Annotated in this window: 11 protein-coding genes; 7 read left to right on the top strand and 4 right to left on the bottom strand. The window is 74.4% G+C overall.

Annotation, left to right across the window (positions count from 1 at the left end; genetic code table 11):
* Position 1: 1 nt before the first annotated feature.
* Entirely contained in the window at positions 2-805 is an 804-nt protein-coding gene (locus tag ACFYYR_RS28745) for an exodeoxyribonuclease III (RefSeq protein WP_388859754.1), read from the top strand.
* A 142-nt stretch (positions 806-947) separates the two neighbouring features.
* Positions 948-1481, top strand: a complete 534-nt coding sequence (locus ACFYYR_RS28740) for a DUF309 domain-containing protein (protein ID WP_388859751.1) — start codon at positions 948-950, stop codon at positions 1479-1481.
* Between the two features lie 179 nt (positions 1482-1660).
* Here ACFYYR_RS28740 and ACFYYR_RS28735 read toward each other — a convergent pair whose 3' ends face one another.
* Together ACFYYR_RS28735 and ACFYYR_RS28730 are read right to left on the bottom strand one after the other, a co-directional pair.
* Positions 1661-1906 carry a DUF2277 domain-containing protein gene (locus ACFYYR_RS28735; protein ID WP_388859748.1) on the bottom strand — a complete coding sequence of 82 codons (246 nt, stop codon included), beginning with the start codon at positions 1904-1906 and terminating at the stop codon, positions 1661-1663.
* 126 nt (positions 1907-2032) lie between these two features.
* Positions 2033-2761, bottom strand: a complete 729-nt coding sequence (locus ACFYYR_RS28730; protein ID WP_388859867.1) for a MerR family transcriptional regulator — start codon at positions 2759-2761, stop codon at positions 2033-2035.
* A 518-nt stretch (positions 2762-3279) separates the two neighbouring features.
* On the opposite strand from ACFYYR_RS28730, the gene ACFYYR_RS28725 reads away from it, so the two are divergent.
* From ACFYYR_RS28725 to ACFYYR_RS28715, 3 genes are read left to right on the top strand one after another with little or no spacing between them, the layout of a single operon-like run.
* Entirely contained in the window at positions 3280-4893 is a 1614-nt protein-coding gene (locus ACFYYR_RS28725; RefSeq protein ID WP_388859745.1) for a flavin-containing monooxygenase, read from the top strand.
* Positions 4890-5993 (top strand): alpha/beta fold hydrolase, encoded by a 1104-nt coding sequence (locus tag ACFYYR_RS28720; RefSeq protein WP_388859742.1) that lies wholly within the window; start codon positions 4890-4892, stop codon positions 5991-5993. Before ACFYYR_RS28725 ends, ACFYYR_RS28720 begins: the two co-directional genes overlap by 4 nt.
* A complete protein-coding gene (locus ACFYYR_RS28715; protein ID WP_388859739.1) occupies positions 5990-6880 on the top strand; it encodes an SDR family oxidoreductase in 891 nt (296 codons plus the stop codon). The genes ACFYYR_RS28720 and ACFYYR_RS28715 overlap by 4 nt, the downstream gene beginning before the upstream one ends.
* Positions 6881-7174: 294 nt before the next feature.
* Here ACFYYR_RS28715 and ACFYYR_RS28710 read toward each other — a convergent pair whose 3' ends face one another.
* Positions 7175-10558 carry a S41 family peptidase gene (locus ACFYYR_RS28710; RefSeq protein WP_388859736.1) on the bottom strand — a complete coding sequence of 1128 codons (3384 nt, stop codon included), beginning with the start codon at positions 10556-10558 and terminating at the stop codon, positions 7175-7177.
* A 308-nt stretch (positions 10559-10866) separates the two neighbouring features.
* Between ACFYYR_RS28710 and ACFYYR_RS28705 the strand changes: the two genes are divergently transcribed.
* Both ACFYYR_RS28705 and ACFYYR_RS28700 read left to right on the top strand, forming a co-directional pair.
* Positions 10867-11463, top strand: coding sequence for a TetR/AcrR family transcriptional regulator (locus ACFYYR_RS28705; RefSeq protein WP_388859733.1), 597 nt, complete (start codon positions 10867-10869; stop codon positions 11461-11463).
* Between the two features lie 183 nt (positions 11464-11646).
* Entirely contained in the window at positions 11647-14070 is a 2424-nt protein-coding gene (locus tag ACFYYR_RS28700; RefSeq protein ID WP_388859730.1) for an MMPL family transporter, read from the top strand.
* A gap of 365 nt (positions 14071-14435) precedes the next feature.
* Here ACFYYR_RS28700 and ACFYYR_RS28695 read toward each other — a convergent pair whose 3' ends face one another.
* Entirely contained in the window at positions 14436-16460 is a 2025-nt protein-coding gene (locus ACFYYR_RS28695) for a DHA2 family efflux MFS transporter permease subunit (RefSeq protein WP_388859727.1), read from the bottom strand.
* Positions 16461-16740 lie beyond the last annotated feature (280 nt).

Below are 16740 nucleotides of genomic sequence, written 5' to 3'. Positions count from 1 at the left end.
GATGCTCACTGTGACGACCGTGAATGTGAACGGGCTCCGTGCCGCCGCCCGGAAGGGATTCCAGGAGTGGCTGGCGGCGACCTCGGCCGATGTGGTCTGCCTCCAGGAGGTGCGGGCCGAGCCGGACCAGCTCTCCGCGCAGGTGCGGGAGCCCGACGGCTGGCACACGGTCCACGCTCCGGCGGCGGCCAAGGGCCGGGCCGGGGTGTCGCTCTACTCGCGGCGCGAGCCGGAGGGGGTGCGGATCGGCTTCGGCTCGACCGAGTTCGACGGCAGCGGCCGGTACGCGGAGATCGACCTGCCGGGCGTCACGGTCGCCAGCCTCTATCTGCCCTCGGGCGAGGTCGGCACGGAGCGGCAGGAGGAGAAGGAGCGCTTCATGGGCGAGTTCCTGCCGTATCTGAAGGGGCTCCGGGAGCGGGCGGCGGCCGACGGGCGTGAGGTGCTGGTCTGCGGCGACTGGAACATCGCGCACCAGGAGGCCGACCTGAAGAACTGGAAGGGCAACACGAAGAACGCCGGTTTCCTGCCGGAGGAGCGCGGGTGGCTGACCCGGGTCCTCGAGGAGGGCGCGTACACGGATGTGGTGCGGCGGCTGCACCCGGACGTGGCGGGCCCGTACTCGTGGTGGTCGTACCGGGGGAAGGCGTTCGACAACGACAGCGGCTGGCGGATCGACTACCACATGGCGACGCGGGGCCTGGCGGACCGCGCGGTCAAGGCGGTCGTCGAGCGCGCCGCCAGCTATGACCTGCGCTGGTCGGACCACGCCCCGGTGACGGTGGCGTACACGACCGGGCACTGAGACCGGCACTGAGACCCACTGCACTGAGACCCGGCACTGAGACCCACTGCACTGAGGCCTGCCGGGCACTGGGACCCACCGGGCACTGCGGCCCGGGGCCGGCGGACGGCCTGGGCGACGGACGGCGGAGGACAATCGAGCTGTGAGCGACGAGGGCACCACCCGGGACACCGGCGCACCGGCCGAAGGCCGGCGGACCACCGCGGGCCGGGACCGCGATGAGGAGGGCCGCGCCCGCAACGCGCGCCCGCGCGACGGTCTGGGGCGGCCGCTGCCGTACGGGGCGGCGGGTGTGGAACGCCAGCCGGAGGGCGTGGTGCGGACCCCGGACGCATCGCTCGCCGAGGGCCAGCGGCTGCTCGACACCGGCATGCCGTTCCATGCGCACGAGGTCTTCGAGGACGCGTGGAAGTCCGCGACGGGACCCGAGCGCGCGCTGTGGAAGGGGCTGGCGCAGCTCGCCGTGGGCGTGACCCATGCCGCGCGCGGCAACCGGCGCGGCGCCGTGTCCCTGCTCCGGCGGGCGGCGGAGGTGATTGCTGCGGCCGAGGGGAATCCGCCGTACGGCATCGATGCCGCCGGGCTGGCCCGCTGGGCGCGAGGGTTCGCGGACGAGCTGGCCGCCGCGCCGGAGGGCGGGCCGGTGCCGGCCGCCGCGCCGCGGTTGCGGGGCTGAGGGGCGCGGAGGGAGGCGGCCGGACAGGCTGACGTCGGCCTGGTCCGGCCTCGCCGGGCCTGGTTCGGTTCGGTCCGGCTCTGCTCGGTCCGGCTGGGCTGGGCTTCGCCCGACCAGGCCCCGACCCGACCGGGCCCGACCCGACCAGGTCCGATCCGGTCCAGCCCCCGCGGAGGGCGTCAGGCCGTCGCGTCCGTCCGGGGGCGCCGGTGGCCTCCGGAGCCCCGGATCTCCAGCTCGGCGAGGAGCTGCTCGGTGGCTCCGGCGACGGCCTCCACGGCCCGGTCGAAGACGGCCTGGTTGTGGGCGGCGGGGGCGCGGAACCCCGAGACCTTGCGGACGTACTGCAATGCGGCCGCCCGGATGTCCTCGTCGTCGACGTGGTCCATGGCGGGCGGGCGGAGCGTCTTGATGCTGCGGCACATGCCACCAGTGTGCTCCCGCACGGGGACGTGGCGCGGCTCGGTCGCCGGATGGAGCGTCGACCGTCCGTACGGGGCGGCCCGTACCGGTCCGCAGGCTCGCCCCGACGCGTGCCGGGCCGGTCCCGTTCAGGTGCCGGGCCGCTCCGGGAGCTCCTTCCGCCAGGCGTCCAGTTCGGCCCGGATCCTGCGGTCCAGGGCCATGGAGAGCTCGGCGTCGACGACGCCCTTGGCCAGCGGGCGCAGCCGTTCCACGGTGGCCGTGATGTCCGCCGTCTCCTCGGCGCCCGGCGGCTCGCCCGCCGCGGCCCGGGTGAGGGCGTCCGACACCACATGGGTGCGGACGAGGGAGGTGAACAGCTCGGCCAGGGCGTCGGTGTGGGTGCGGACGGCGCGGGCCGCGGCGAGGACGGCGTCGAGCGGGATGCCCTTCTCGACCAGCGTGCTGGAGGTGTCCAGCAACCGGCGGCTGACGTGCACGAGTTCGTCCCCGTCCACCGTCAGATAGCCCAGGTCGAGGGCTTCGGCGAGGTTCTCGGCGGTGATGTGGTCCGCGAAGTAGTCGGAGAGCGCCTCGGGGGTGAGGCGGACCGGGGTCTCGTCGGTCCAGGTGGCGCCGATGGCGTTCTCCAGGCCCAGGAGTTCGCCGACGTCGCGGCCGTTCTCGAACGCCGTGATCAGCTCGGCGATGCCGCCCAGGGTGTGGCCACGTTCCAGCAGGGCGCCGATGGTCCGCAGCCGCGCGAGGTGGTGGTCGTCGTACCAGGCGATCCGGCCCTCGCGGCGCGGCGCGGGCAGCAGCTTCCGCTCGCGGTAGAAGCGCAGGGTGCGGACGGTGATGCCCGCCTCCGCGGCCAGTTCCGCCGTCCGGTACTCGGTCCGTGGCGCGCGGGAGGGTTCGCGCGGCTCCGCGGAGGGGGCGTGCGCCTCGGGGCTCGGGGCGTGGGGTTCGTGCCTCTCGGGACTCGGGGCGGGGCGCTGGTTCCGTTCGGACGGGCCGCTCGTCCCGGGCGGTTCGCCGCTTCCGGGGGAGCGCTCCCGCGCCGGTGTGCCGCCGGTGGCCGGGGCCGGGTGGCCGGAGGGGTTCGCCGGGTCCCGCCGGCCCGGCGCCGTCGGGGCGTGGTCCCCCGGCCGGCGGTCCTGTGCGCTCCGTGTTTCCTCTGTCTCGGCCACACCGGAAGCCTATGCCGTCCCGTCGGCGGGCCGGGGCCGCGCGGCGAACGGCCGCGAGCCGGCCGGGCCCGCCTCCGGGCCGCCGCAACCGGCGGTAACTTCCGCTGCCGAACCCCTACCCCTGAGTACGTTCCTGCTTTACGCTCCCGATCACGCCAGTGATTGGTGGCGCGATCGTTTCCGGACGTTGGGAGGCGGCGGTCATGGCCGGACCGAAGGACGAACACGCACATGTCCGAGTCGCGGTGATCGGCTCGGGCTTCGGCGGTCTGGGGGCCGCCGTCCGGCTGCGCAGAGCCGGGATCACCGACTTCACGGTCCTGGAGCGGGCCGGCGCGGTCGGTGGCACCTGGCGGGACAACACCTACCCGGGCTGCGCGTGCGACGTCCCCTCGCACCTCTACTCGTTCTCGTTCGCCCCGGATCCGCAGTGGCCGCGGAGCTTCTCCGGGCAGCCGCACATCCGGGCGTACCTGGAGCGGGTCGCCGACACCTTCGGACTGCGCCCGCACCTCCGCTTCGACTCCGAGGTCCTGGCCATGCGCTGGGACGGCGACGCGCTGCGCTGGGAGATCGACACCGCGTCCGGGCCGCTCACGGCCGATGTGGTCGTCTCCGCGACCGGCCCGCTCTCCGATCCCAAGGTCCCCGACATCCCGGGGCTGGACTCCTTCCCCGGCGCGGTCTTCCACTCCGCGCGCTGGGACCACGGGTTCGACCTGCGCGGCAAGCGGGTCGCCATGGTCGGCACCGGCGCCTCGGCGATCCAGATCGTGCCCGAGATCCAGCCGGTGGTCGGGGAGCTGACCCTGTTCCAGCGCACCCCGGCCTGGGTGGTGCCGCGCCTGGACCGGCGGATCACCGAGCTGGAGCAGCGGCTGCACACCCGGCTGCCGGCCACCGGGGCCCTGCGCCGCGCCCTGCTGTGGGGCATCCGGGAGCTCCAGGTCGGCGCCTTCACCCGGCACCCCGGCCGGCTCGGCGTGCTGGAGGCCCTGGCCTCGGCGCACATGAAGAAGGCCGTCAAGGATCCGGCGATGCGGGCGGCCCTCACCCCGGACTACCGCATCGGCTGCAAGCGCATCCTGCTGTCCAACGACTACTATCCGGCGCTCGCCCGGCCCAATGTCTCGCTGGTCGCCTCGGGGCTGCGGGAGGTCGACGGCTCGGCCCTGGTCGCCGCCGACGGCACCCGCACCGAGGCGGACGCGATCGTCTTCGGCACCGGCTTCCACGTCACCGACATGCCGATCGCCGAGCGGATCACCGGCGCCGAGGGCAGGACGCTCGCCGAGGAGTGGAAGGACGGCATGCAGGCGCTGCGCGGCGCCAGCGTCCCCGGCTTCCCGAACTTCCTCACCGTCATCGGCCCCAACACCGGCCTCGGGAACAGCTCGATGATCCTCATGATCGAGGCGCAGCTGAACTATCTGACCGACTTCCTCGGCCGGCTCGGCACGCTCGGCGGGCGGGTGGCGCTCGACGCCCGGCCGTCCGCCGTCCACGCCTACAACCGGCGGCTCCAGGAGCGGATGCGGCGCACCGTGTGGAACACCGGCGGCTGCGACAGCTGGTACCTCGACAAGTCCGGCCGCAACACCACGGTGTGGCCCGGGACGACCGCCGAGTTCCGCAGGGTGACGCGGGAGGTGAACCTCGCCGAGTACGCGGTGCTGCGCCCGCCGCGGGATCCGGGCCGGGGTACCGCCCCGGCGGCCGTGGCCGGTTCCGACGGGGCTGTTTCCGATGGGACCGTTTCCGATGGGGCCGTTTCCTATGGGGCCGGTTCCGACGGGGCCGGGGAGGGCGTCCGGTGAGCCGCCGCAAGGGTTTCCCGGCCGCGGCCTTCGTGCCGCCCACGCCGGTGCGCGAACTGACCGCCGATTCCACTCACGGGTCCCGGCTGCACATCGAGGTGCACGGGCCCGAGGACGCGCCCGCGGTCGTCCTCGCCCACGGCTGGACCTGTTCGACCGCCTTCTGGGCGCCGGTCGTCCGGGCCCTCGCCGCCGAGCATCGGGTGATCCTCTACGACCAGCGCGGCCACGGCCGCACCCCGGCGACCGGCCCCGACGGGTACAGCACGGACGCGCTCGCCGACGATCTGGAGGCGGTGCTCGGCGCGGCACTGGCGCCCGGCGAGCGCGCGGTGCTCGTGGGGCATTCCATGGGAGGCATGACCCTCCTGGCCGCCGCCGGCCGGCCGGTGCTCCAGGAGCGGGCCGCCGCGGTGCTGCTGTGCAGCACCGGGAGTTCGCGGCTGCTGCGGGAGGCGCTCGTGCTGCCGCTGCCCTGGGCGGGCGTGCGGTACCGCGCGCACCGCGCGCTGCTCGGCTCCCGCGCCCCGCTCGGTCCGGTCACGCCGCTCGCCCGGCGGGTGCTCCGGTACGTGACGATGGGCCCCGGCGCGGACCCGGGCGCGGTGAACACCTGCGCCCGGATCGTGCACGCCTGCCCGCGCACCGTCCGGGCCCGCTGGGCGCACGTCCTCGCCGAGCTGGATCTCGACGGGCGGGCCGCGCGGCTCGCCGTCCCGGCCGCGGTGATCGTGGGCACGGCCGACCGGCTCACCCCGCCCGTGCACGCCCGGCGGCTGGCGGCCGCGCTGCCGCACTGCACGGGCCTCACCGAGCTGCCCGGCATCGGCCACATGACGCCGGTGGAGGCACCGGAGACGGTCATCGGGACGATCCGGGAGCTGGTACGGGAACGGCTCACCGGGGCGGGTCCGGGGGCCGGGACCGGCGACACGACGAACGCATCCGGATCGAGGAGCGCATCCGCATCGACGAACGCATCCGCATCGACGAACCCATCCGGACCGACGAGCGCACCCGCACCGAGGAGCGCATCCGGACCGGGGACGTCCGGACCGGGAAACGCCCGCGGAGCCATGGCCGAGGAGGAGACGGCGTGAACGCACAGGGAAGGCTGGAGGGCCGGGTCGCGGTGGTGACCGGTGCCGCCCGCGGTGTCGGCGAGCGACTGGCCCGCAAACTCGCCGCGCGCGGCGTGCGCGTCGCCCTGCTCGGCCTGGAACCCGAGGAGTTGCGGCAGGTCTCCGACCGGCTGCCCACCGAATCCGCGTACTGGCCGGTGGACGTCACCGATGCCGCGGCCATGGACCGCGTCGCCCGCGAGGTGACGGAGCGCTTCGGCCGGGTCGACATCGTCGTGGCCAACGCGGGAGTGGCGCAGGGCGGTCCGTTCGCGGACTCCGACGCCCGGTCCTGGAACCGGGTCGTCGAGGTCAACCTGCTGGGCAGCGCCACCACGGCCCGCGCCTTCCTGCCGGCGCTGCTGGACAGCCGCGGGTACCTCCTCCAGATCGCCTCGCTGGCGGCGATCGTCCCGGCGCCGCTGGGGTCCGCGTACTGCGCCTCCAAGGCCGGGGTGGAGGCGTTCGCGCACTGTCTGCGCGCCGAGGTCGGCCACCGGGGCGTCACGGTCGGGGTGGGCTATCTGAGCTGGACCGACACGGACATGGTGCGCGGCGTCGACGAGGACGCGGTGATGCGGGAACTGCGGCAGCGGCTGCCCTGGCCGTCCAACCGCACCTATCCCCTGGGGCCGGCGGTCGACCGGCTGGTCGCGGGCATCGAGCGGCGCTCCGCGCAGGTGTACGCGCAGTGGTGGCTGCGCGGCATGCAGGGCGTCCGCGGCGTGCTGCCGGGCCTCATCGCGACCGTCGGCGCCCGGGAGATGCGGCGCTTCGCACCCCGGCTCGCGGCGGCCCGCGGGGCGCGCACCGGTCTGGTGGGCGCCGGGGGAGCGGCGGACGAGAAGGCGCGCACGGACGGGTAGTGGCTCGGACGGGCCGGTGGCGGTCCGTCCGAGCCCGGAGAGGCCGGGTGCGGCGCACGGGAGCGGGCGGCGCTCCGGGGGACCGAGTGCTCCGGAAGCCGAGGTGCCGGTGGCCGAGGTGCCGGCCACCGAGCGCCCCCGGGGACCGACCGCCGCGTCCGGCGCTCAGCCCGACCGTCGCGTCCGGCCCCCCAGCCCGGCCCCCAGCCCGGCTCCCAGCCCGGCTCCCAGCCCGGCCCCAGCCCGGCTCCAGCCCGGCTCCCAGCCCGGCCCCAGCCCGGCTCCCGGTGCCGGTCAGCCCCCGTCCCGGGGCGGCAGTTCCGGCCGACGCAGGTCCGGTACGCCGGAGTGGTCCGGCGGGATCACCGGCGGATGCTGTTCCAGCAGGTCGAGCGCGACGGCCACGGCGTCGTCCAGCTGCCGGTGCCGGCCCTCGGCCCAGTCCAGCGGGGTGCGTTCCACCTCGATGTCCGGCTCGACGCCGTGGTTCTCCACGCCCCAGCCGTAGCCCTCGAACCAGGCGGCGTTCATCGGCACCGTGATGACCGTGCCGTCGCCGAGCCGGTGCCGGCCCGTCATGCCGACGACGCCGCCCCAGGTGCGCAGGCCCACCACCGGCCCCAGGCCCAGGAGTTTGAAGGCGGCGGTGATCATGTCGCCGTCGGAGGAGGTCATTTCGTCGGCGAGGCCGACGACCGGGCCGCGCGGGGCGTCCGACGGGTACGACACCGGCTGGGCGTCACGCGTCAGGTCCCAGCCCACGATGGTCCGGGTCAGCTTCTCGACCACCAGGTCGCTGATGTTGCCGCCCGCGTTGCCCCGGACGTCCACGATCAGCGCGTCCCGCGCCATCTCCATCCGCAGGTCCCGGTTGAACTGGGCCCAGCCGGAGCCGCCCATGTCGGGGATGTGCAGATAGCCGCACCGGCCGCCGCCGGCCTCCCGGACCACCGCGCGCCGTTTGGCCACCCAGTCCTGGTAGCGCAGCGGCCGTTCGTCGATGAGCGGCACGATCGCCACGCGGCGCGGCGGGCCGGTGCCCCCGGGCGGTTCGAAGGTCAGCTCCACGGTGGTGCCGCCGGCGCCCGCCAGCAGCGGGAACGGGCCGGTCACCGGGTCGACCGGGCGGCCGTCGACATGGGTGAGGACGGCGCCCTCGCGGATGCCGGACCCGGCCAGCGGGGAACGGGCCCGGGAGTCCGACGACTCGCCCGGCAGGATGCGGGACACGGCCCAGCGGCCGTCCCGGGTGTGCGCGAAGTTGGCGCCCAGCAGCCCGATCGGGCGCTGGTAGTGCGGCGGGCCCTCGTTGCGCCGGGCCGGGGCCACGTACGCGTGGGAGGTGCCCAGTTCGCCCAGCACCTCGCGCAGCAGGTCGGCGAACTCGTCGGGCGAGGCGACCCGTTCGACCAGCGGCCGGTACTGGTCCAGCACCCCGTCCCAGTCGACGCCGCACATGTGGCGCTCCCAGTAGTAGGCCCGGACGATCCGGCCCGCCTCGGCGTACGCCTGCCGCCACTCGGCCTCCGGATCGACCTCGTGCATGATGCGCCGCAGGTCGAGATGGACGGTGGAATCGCTGTCGCCGGTCTCGGTCGCCGGGACCGCGCTCAGGTCCCCGTCGTCGTTGACGACCAGCCGGGTGCCGTCGCCGCTGACCGCGAACCAGTCGAGACCGGAGGCCAGTTCGGTGCGCTTGGCCCGGACGACGTCGAAGTGCTCCAGCGTCGGCCGGCCCGTGGTGTCCGCCGGGTGCGCGAAGGTCTCGCCGAGCGCGCCGGAGATCGGCCAGCGCAGCCACACCAGCCCGCCGCCGGCGACCGGGCGCAGCGCCGAGTACTTGGAGGCGGCGACCGGGAACGGGGTGACCCGGCTGGCCAGCCCCTCGGCCTCCACCAGCACCGACCCGTCGCCCCGGGTGTCCACCGGGTCCAGACCGCCCGCCGCGGTCCGGCCCTCCGCCGACAGCGCGAACGGCGAGGGCGTCGCCGACGACAGCGGGACCAGGTAGGGGCGGCAGCCGAGCGGGAAGGAGAGGTCGCCGGTGTGCACGTCGTACACCGGGTCGAAGCCGCGCCAGGAGAGGAACGCCAGATAGCGGCCGTCGCCGGTGAACACCGGTTCCTCGTCCTCGAACCGCCCGTTGGTGACGTCGATGATGTGCCGGTCGGTCAGCCGGGCCAGTTTGATCTGGCGGAGCGAACGGCCGATGCCCGGGTGGGACCAGGTGAGCCAGGCCGAGTCGGGGGAGAAGGCGAGGTCCTTCACCGGTCCGTTGGCCGAGCGGATCACCTCGGTGACCTCGGCCTCCTGCTGCTCGGCGCGGGGGTCGGCGGGCCCGTCGGCGGGTGCGGCCGTCCCGCCTTCGCCGTCCGGTCCGTCGCCGCCTGCCGTCGCCGCGGGCTCGGCGGGCACCCGGAGGACCAGCAGCCGTCCGTCGTGCGTGGCCACCGCCAGCCGCTGCCCGTCGGGGGACGCGACCAGTCCGTGCACCCGGCCGAGCGCTCCGGCGGCCATCCGCTGCGGGGCCCCGGTGGTGCCCGCCCGGGGCAGCGGCGCGATCTCCACCGCGTCCTCGCCCTCGGCGTCGGTGATGTAGGCGACGCGCCCCGTCGCGCCGAGGATCTCCGGCAGCCGGATCCGTACGCCCGGCACGTCGGTGATGGTGCGGGCCGGTCCGTCGCGGTGGGTCAGCCAGTAGAGGCTGCCGCGCACACAGATCGCGCTGGCCCGGCCGGTGTCGTCCACGGAGAGCGAGTCGACGTGGGAGGAGGCCGGGATCTGGTAGCGGCGGCGCCCGGCCCGCGGGCCGCCGAGCCGGACCTCCAGCTTCCGCGGTGCCCCGGCGGGGGAGAAGTCCTCGGCCAGCCAGAGGTCGCCGGCGCACTGGTAGACGACCCGGGAGCCGTCGGTGGACGCGTGGCGGGCGTAGAACCGGTCGTGGTCGGTGTGCCGCCGCAGGTCGGAGCCGTCCGGGAGGCAGGAGTAGAGGTTGCCGATGCCCTCGTGGTCGGAGAGGAAGGCGATCCGGCCGGCCACGAACATCGGGCAGTCCAGATGGCCGTTCAGCTCCGGCAGCAGGCGGCGGCCGTGCAGGAACAGCCGCCCCTTCGCGCCGCCCCGGTACCGCTTCCAGGAAGCGGGCTCGTGCGGGGGCTTGCCGGTGAGCAGCAGGGTGCGGTGCTCGGTGCCCTCCGCCGGAGCGCCCGGGGGCTCGCCGGGGCCGCCCGCCGCGACGTCCGCGACCGCGATGTCGGAGATCGGGCCCCACGGCAGCCGCCCGCCGGGGCCGCCGTCCGTGGACACCTTGTAGCCCCAGGAGTAGTAGGAGAACGGCTGCCCGTGGGAGGCCACCGCGAGGATGTGCCCGTCCGGGGTCCAGCCGCAGACCCGGGTGTCGGTGCTGCCCCAGTAGGTGAGGCGGCGGGCGGGCCCGCCCGCGACCGGGGCGAGATGGATCTCCGGGTCGAGGCTGCGCCAGGTCGTGAAGGCGATCAGGGTGCCGTCGGGGGAGAAGCGGGGATGGCCGACGCGGGTCCGGTCGACGGTGATCCGGTGCGCCCGGCCTGGCGTCGCTCCCGCAGCGGGGAGGGGCGCCACCCACAGGTCGTCCTCGGCCGCGAAGCACAGCAGGCCGTCGTGGAGGTGCGGGAACCGGAGGTACGCGCCGTCGCTCACTGCAGTCCTCTGTTCGCTGCTCCGTCGCTTCCTCCCATGGTTTCGGCGGCACCGGAGCCCGGCAACTCGTGGTCGCCGTCCGGCTCCGGGGCCGGGTCCTGTGGTCTCCGGCGCCGGTTCCGAGTAACGGTGCCCGGCCCCGGCTCCGGCTCCGGCTCCGGCTCCGGCTCCGGGGAATGGTCTCCGGCCCCGGAGCCGGGTACCGCGGACTCCCCATCGAAACGGTTGCGTTTCGATGGGGAGCGGCCTACCCTCCTGGTGTACGAAACAGTTTCGTTCGATGTTCCTTTCTTCGATGGGAGGTCCTGGTGACTTCGGCTTCCGGCGCACCGGCCCGGCGCACCCGGCTCACCCCCGAGCGGGAGAGCGAGCTCTACGCGGCCGTGCTCGACCTGCTCCGGGAGCACGGCTACGACGCCCTGACGATGGACGCCATCGCCGCCCGGACCCGTTCGAGCAAGGCCACGCTCTACCGCCAGTGGAAGGGCAAGCCGGAGCTGGTCGCCACCGCCCTGCGGCACGGCGGGCCGGTCCCGCTGGCGGGCATCGACACCGGGAGCCTCCGGGGTGACCTGGCGGAGATGGTGAACTGCTCCAGCGACACCCAGATCGAGAAGGACACCGCCCTGCTCCGGGGGCTGGCCCACGCCGTCTACCGCAGCCCCGACCTGCACCGGGCCCTGCGCGAGCTGGTCATCGAGCCCGAACTCACCGGGCTGGAGCAGATGCTGGGGCGGGCGGTCGACCGCGGGGAGATCCGGGCCGGCCATCCCGCGCTGGAGTTCGTCCCCCACATGCTCATCGGCGCCTTCGTGGCGCGGCCCCTGATCGACGACCTGCCGATGGACGTCTCCTGTCTGGAGCAGTTCATCGAAGCCGTCGTGCTGCCCGCCCTCGAATCCTGACGCCCTCCGACGCTCCGTCCCGTCCCCCCGGAGCCCTGTCCCGTCCCTGCGACCCGCCGGCCCCTGTCCGTTCGACCGCACTCCGCCTTGCCCGGATCCGACATTCCTGACGCGCCGCTCTCGTCGTCGGGCCGTCCCAGCACGCCCTGTTCGACCCCTCGATCCCACGGGAGCAGTTCCGCCATGGCCACCTTCCTCTACCGACTGGGCCGGTTCTCCTACCGGCGCCGGTGGTTCGTCGCCCTCATATGGGTGGTGCTGCTGACCGCGGTCGGGTTCGGCGCCTCGTCCGCCGGCTCGCCGCCCGCCAACTCCTTCTCCATCCCCGGCACCGAGGCGCAGAAGGCCTTCGACCTGCTCGACGAGCGCTTCCCGGGCATGCACGCCGACGGCGGCACCGCGCGCGTCGTCCTCCGCGCCCCGGACGGCGAGCGGATGACGGACCCGGAGCACAAGGCGGCGGCCGAGAAGGTCGTCCGCGAACTGCGGTCCGGATCGCAGGTGGCCGCGGTCGTGGACCCGTACCGGGCCAAGGCCGTCAGCAAGGACGGGCGGACCGTCTACGCCCAGGTCTCGTACCGGGTCTCCGGCTTCGAGCTGGAGGAGTCCTCGCGGGACGAGCTGAAGGAGGCGGGGCAGCACGGCCGGGACGCGGGCCTGACCGTCGAGATCGGCGGTGACGCCCTCCAGGTGATGCCGGAGAGCGGGGCGTCCGAGGTCATCGGGATCGCGGTGTCCGCCGTGGTCCTGGTCATCACCTTCGGCTCGCTGCTCGCCGCCGGAATGCCGCTGCTCACCGCCCTGATCGGGGTCGGCATCGGGGTGTCCGCGATCACCGCGCTCGGCAGCGCGCTCGATCTGTCGAGCACCACCGCCACGCTGGCCACGATGATCGGCCTCGCGGTCGGCATCGACTACGCGCTCTTCATCGTCTCCCGCCACCGGACCGAACTCGCCGAGGGCCGCGAGCCGGAGGACGCGGTGGGGCGGGCCGTCGGCACCGCGGGCTCCGCCGTCGTCTTCGCGGGCCTCACCGTGGTCATCGCCCTCGCCGGCCTCGCGGTCGTCGACATCCCGCTGCTGACCAAGATGGGCTTCGCCGCCGCGGGCACCGTCCTGATCGCCGTCCTCATCGCGCTCACCATGATCCCGGCGCTGCTGGGCTTCGCGGGCCGCCGCGTGCTGGGCCGCAAGGCCCGCCGGAGCGACGCCCCGCAGCCGGCGGACAAGCCCAACGGCGGGACCCGCTGGGCGCGTTTCGTGCTGCGCCGCCCGGTGACCGTGCTGCTGGCCGGGGTGATCGGCCTGGGCGTGGTCGCCGTCCCCGCGGCCTCCCTGGAGCTGGGGCTGCCCGACGACGGCGCGCAGCCGACGAGCACCACCCAGCGCAGGGCGTACGACCTGCTGGCGGACTCCTTCGGCCCGGGGCTCAACGGCCCGCTGCTGCTGATGGTGGACGCGAAGGACAGCGACGACCCGCAGGCCGCCGTCCGCGCGGTGGCGAAGGACGTCTCCCGGCTCGACGACGTCGCGGCGGTCACCCCGCCCCAGTTCAACAAGCCGGGTGACACGGCGACGCTGACCGTCGTGCCCGACTCCGAGCCGAGCAGCCTCACCACCGAGGACCTGGTCAAGGAGATCCGCGGGAAGACCCGCGACGCCGCCGCCGACGACGGCGCGGACCTCATGGTCACCGGCACCACGGCCATGAACATCGATGTCTCGCAGAAGCTCAACGACGCTCTCGTCCCCTACCTGGGGCTCGTCGTCGGCCTGGCCTTCCTGCTGCTGATCCTGGTCTTCCGGTCCATCCTCGTCCCGCTCAAGGCCGCACTGGGCTTCCTGCTCTCGGTGGTCGCCGCCCTCGGCGCGGTCGTGGCGGTCTTCCAGTGGGGCTGGCTGGGCGACCTGTTCGGGGTCGAGCAGACCGGACCGATCATGAGCATGATGCCGATCTTCATGGTCGGGGTGGTCTTCGGTCTGGCCATGGACTACGAGGTCTTCCTGGTCACCCGGATGCGGGAGGCGTTCGTGCACGGGGAGCGGGCCGGCCAGGCGGTCGTCACCGGCTTCCGGCACGGGGCCCGGGTGGTCACCGCCGCCGCCGTCATCATGATCAGCGTCTTCGCCGGCTTCATCGGCAGCGACGAGTCGATGGTCAAGATGATCGGCTTCGGCCTCGCGGTCGCCGTCGCCTTCGACGCCTTCGTGGTGCGGATGACGATCGTGCCCGCGGTGCTCGCCCTGCTGGGCGGGAAGGCCTGGTGGCTGCCGCGATGGCTGGACCGGGCGCTGCCGCAGGTCGACGTGGAGGGCGAGGGGCTGCGGAAGCACCTCGGGGACGGGCCGGCGGGCACCGCGGACGACGGGGCGGGTGCTCCGGACGATGCGGCTTCGGACGGCGCTGCGGGGGCCTCGGAGGACGTGGCGGGCGCCACGGGTGTCCCGGCGGGCCGTGCGGATGTGCCGGCCCGGGCCGGTGCTCCGGACGGTGCCTCCACCTCGCACGATGTCCCCGCCCCGCACGGTGCCTCCGCCCCGCACGGTGCCTCCGTCCCCGCTCCGCGCGGTGACGAGGAGAGCGATCCGGAGTACAGCCGGACCTGAAAGCTCCGGGGGACGCGACAAAGAGCGGCTCCGTCCCCCGGACCGCGCCGTGTCCCGTGGGGACGGGGAACGGCGCACTTCGGGCCCGGCCGGTGGACTCCCCGAGGAGCCACCGGCCGGGCTCCGTTGCGTTCCGTTCCGCTACGAGACCCCGCGGCCCCAGACCCAAGATCCCCAGACCCCAAGACCCCAAGATCCCGAGACCCCGCGGCCCCGAGACCCCGAGATCCCGAGATCCTGCGGCCCCGAGACCCTGGGCCGGCGGCACCCGCCCACCGGTCCGGCCGCGGTGCCCCGCGGCCGGGCCCGCCCCCAGTACTCCCGCCGCATCCCCGGTCGGCCCGCTCCCAGCCCCGCACTCCCCCTCAGACCGGCGTCCGGACGTACTGTGCCTCCGCCTCCTCCAGGAGTTCCGCCGCCAGGTGGTCCAGCGCCCGGTCCAGCCGGGCCCGGTCCGCCGCGTCGGTGACGTCCCAGTCCTCCAGCCGCTGGTCCAGCCAGTGCCGCCAGGCGGCGGTCAGCCGGTCGATCTCGGCCCGGCCGGCGGTCGTCAGCCGGAGCCCGTCGCCGTCCCGCAGCGCGTAGCCCGCCTCCGCGACCCGCTGGAACACCGGATCCAGCACCTCCGTCGGCATCCGGTGCGCCCCGGCGATCTCGGTCAGCGACGCCCCGCCGCGCACCCGGGCCCGCCAGTGGATCTGGCCGATCGCCCAGGCCTGGTCGGGGGAGAGCGGACTGCCGCAGTCGGCCAGCAGCTCCCGGGTGACCGGCCCGCCGGTCCGGCGCATCACACCGGCCACGGCCCGCGCGAGCTGCTGGTCCGTGTCCGGGCTGTCGGGCGCGGCGAAGCCCTCGCCCAGGTCGGAGGCCTCCGCGCGGGCGCTGTCGCGCAGCGGCACCTCCTTCAGGAACAGCGCCACCGCGAAGCCGACCAGCGACACCGGGACGACCCAGAGGAAGACGTCGTTCACGGTGTCGGCGTACGCGTCGATGAACGGGGCGGCCCGCGCGTCCGGCAGCAGATGGAGCCCCTTCGGGCTGCGTACCAGCCCGTCCGGGACGCCGGGGGAGGCGGCGTGCGCCTCGGCGAGGTTCGGCTCCAGCCGGCTGCTGTAGAGGCTCCCGAAGACGGCGGTGCCGAAGGCGCTGCCCAGGGTGCGGAAGTACGTCACCCCGGAGGTCGCGGCCCCCAGGTCGTGGTACGGCACGGTGTTCTGGACGGCGATCGTGAGCACCTGCATGGTCAGGCCGATCCCCAGCCCGAGCACGAACATGTAGAGCAGCTCCAGCCAGACGCCGGTGCTGCTGCCCATGGTGGACATCAGGAACAGCCCGAGTGCGGTGAGCGCCGAGCCCAGGATCGGGAAGATCTTGTATCTGCCGGTGCGGCTGACCACCTCCCCCGCGAGCAGGGCGGTGGTCAGCAGGCCGATGACCATGGGCAGGGTGCGCACCCCGGAGGCGGTGGCCGTGATGCCGTCGACGAACTGCAGATACGTCGGCAGGTAGGTCAGGGCGCCGAGCATCGCGAAGCCGACGATGAAGCTGAGGATCGAGCAGACCGTGAAGACCGGATTCCGGAAGAGCTCCATCGGGAGCATCGGCTCCCGGGCCCGCAGCTCGACGAAGACGAACCCGGTGAGCAGCAGCACCGAGCCGAAGAGCAGGCCGAGGACCGTCGCGGAGGTCCAGGGGTAGGTGCTCCCGCCCCACTCCAGGCCCAGCACGAGGGCGGACGTGCCGAGCGCCGCCAGCACGATGCCCGCGTAGTCGATCACCGGGCGGGCGGCCGCGCGGATCACCGGGATCGTCCGGGCGGCCATGACGACCATGACGGCGGCGATCGGGATGTTGATGTAGAAGCACCAGCGCCAGGTGGCCTGGTCGGTGAAGACCCCGCCGAGGGTGGGGCCGACCACGGTGGTGATGCCGAAGACGGCGCCGAGCGCGCCCTGGTACTTGCCGCGCTGCCGCAGCGGGATGACGTCGGCGATCAGCGCCATCGCGGTGACCATCAGACCGCCGCCGCCGACGCCCTGGATCGCCCGGCCCCCGATCAGCATCGCCATGCTCTGCGCCGAGCCGGCCAGCAGGGAGCCCACCACGAAGATGCCCGCGCTCACCTGGAAGACGACCTTCCGGCCGAACATGTCGCCGAACTTGCCGACCAGTACGGTCGCGACGGTCTCGGTGAGCAGATAGGCCGTGATCACCCACGCCATGTGCCCGGCGCCGCCCAGCTCCGCCACGATCGTGGGCAGCGCGGTCGAGATGATGAGCTGGTCGAGGGCGGCGAGCATCAGGCCCAGAACGACCGTCGCGAACACCGCGTTGGTGCGGCGCCGGCTCAGCCGGGGCGGGGCGACGGAAGGTCCGGCAGCCGTCAGCATGGCGTCGACCTCCCTCGCGGATCGCCTGCCCCGCGCGCCCCGGATGACTCCTGCGCGGCGTCCTCTCCAGGATTTGGTCAGAACTCCGGCCCCGCCACCTCGGGCGCTTCGTGCGTCCCGGAGGCCCGCGGAGTGCCCCGCCCCGGCCGCACGAGAACCGCTCCAGGGCCGCCGCTAGAACCGCTCCGGACCGCCGCGAGAACCGCTCCAGGGCCGCTGGGGGAACCGTTCCGGAGCCCGCCGGGCCCCGCGGAGCTCCGCCGCGCGGAGCGCCGTCGTC

Source organism: Streptomyces sp. NPDC001922, assembly GCF_042891165.1.
Classification (GTDB): domain Bacteria; phylum Actinomycetota; class Actinomycetes; order Streptomycetales; family Streptomycetaceae; genus Streptomyces.
This window is presented reverse-complemented; position numbering and strand designations above follow the sequence as displayed.

Coding starts and splice junctions, on each gene's coding strand:
- ACFYYR_RS28745 (WP_388859754.1), top strand. CDS start 2: ATGCTCACTGTGACGACCGTGAATGTGAACGGGCTCCGTGCCGCCGCC.
- ACFYYR_RS28735 (WP_388859748.1), bottom strand. CDS start 1,906: ATGTGCCGCAGCATCAAGACGCTCCGCCCGCCCGCCATGGACCACGTC.
- ACFYYR_RS28725 (WP_388859745.1), top strand. CDS start 3,280: ATGGCCGGACCGAAGGACGAACACGCACATGTCCGAGTCGCGGTGATC.
- ACFYYR_RS28700 (WP_388859730.1), top strand. CDS start 11,647: ATGGCCACCTTCCTCTACCGACTGGGCCGGTTCTCCTACCGGCGCCGG.
- ACFYYR_RS28695 (WP_388859727.1), bottom strand. CDS start 16,460: ATGCTGACGGCTGCCGGACCTTCCGTCGCCCCGCCCCGGCTGAGCCGG.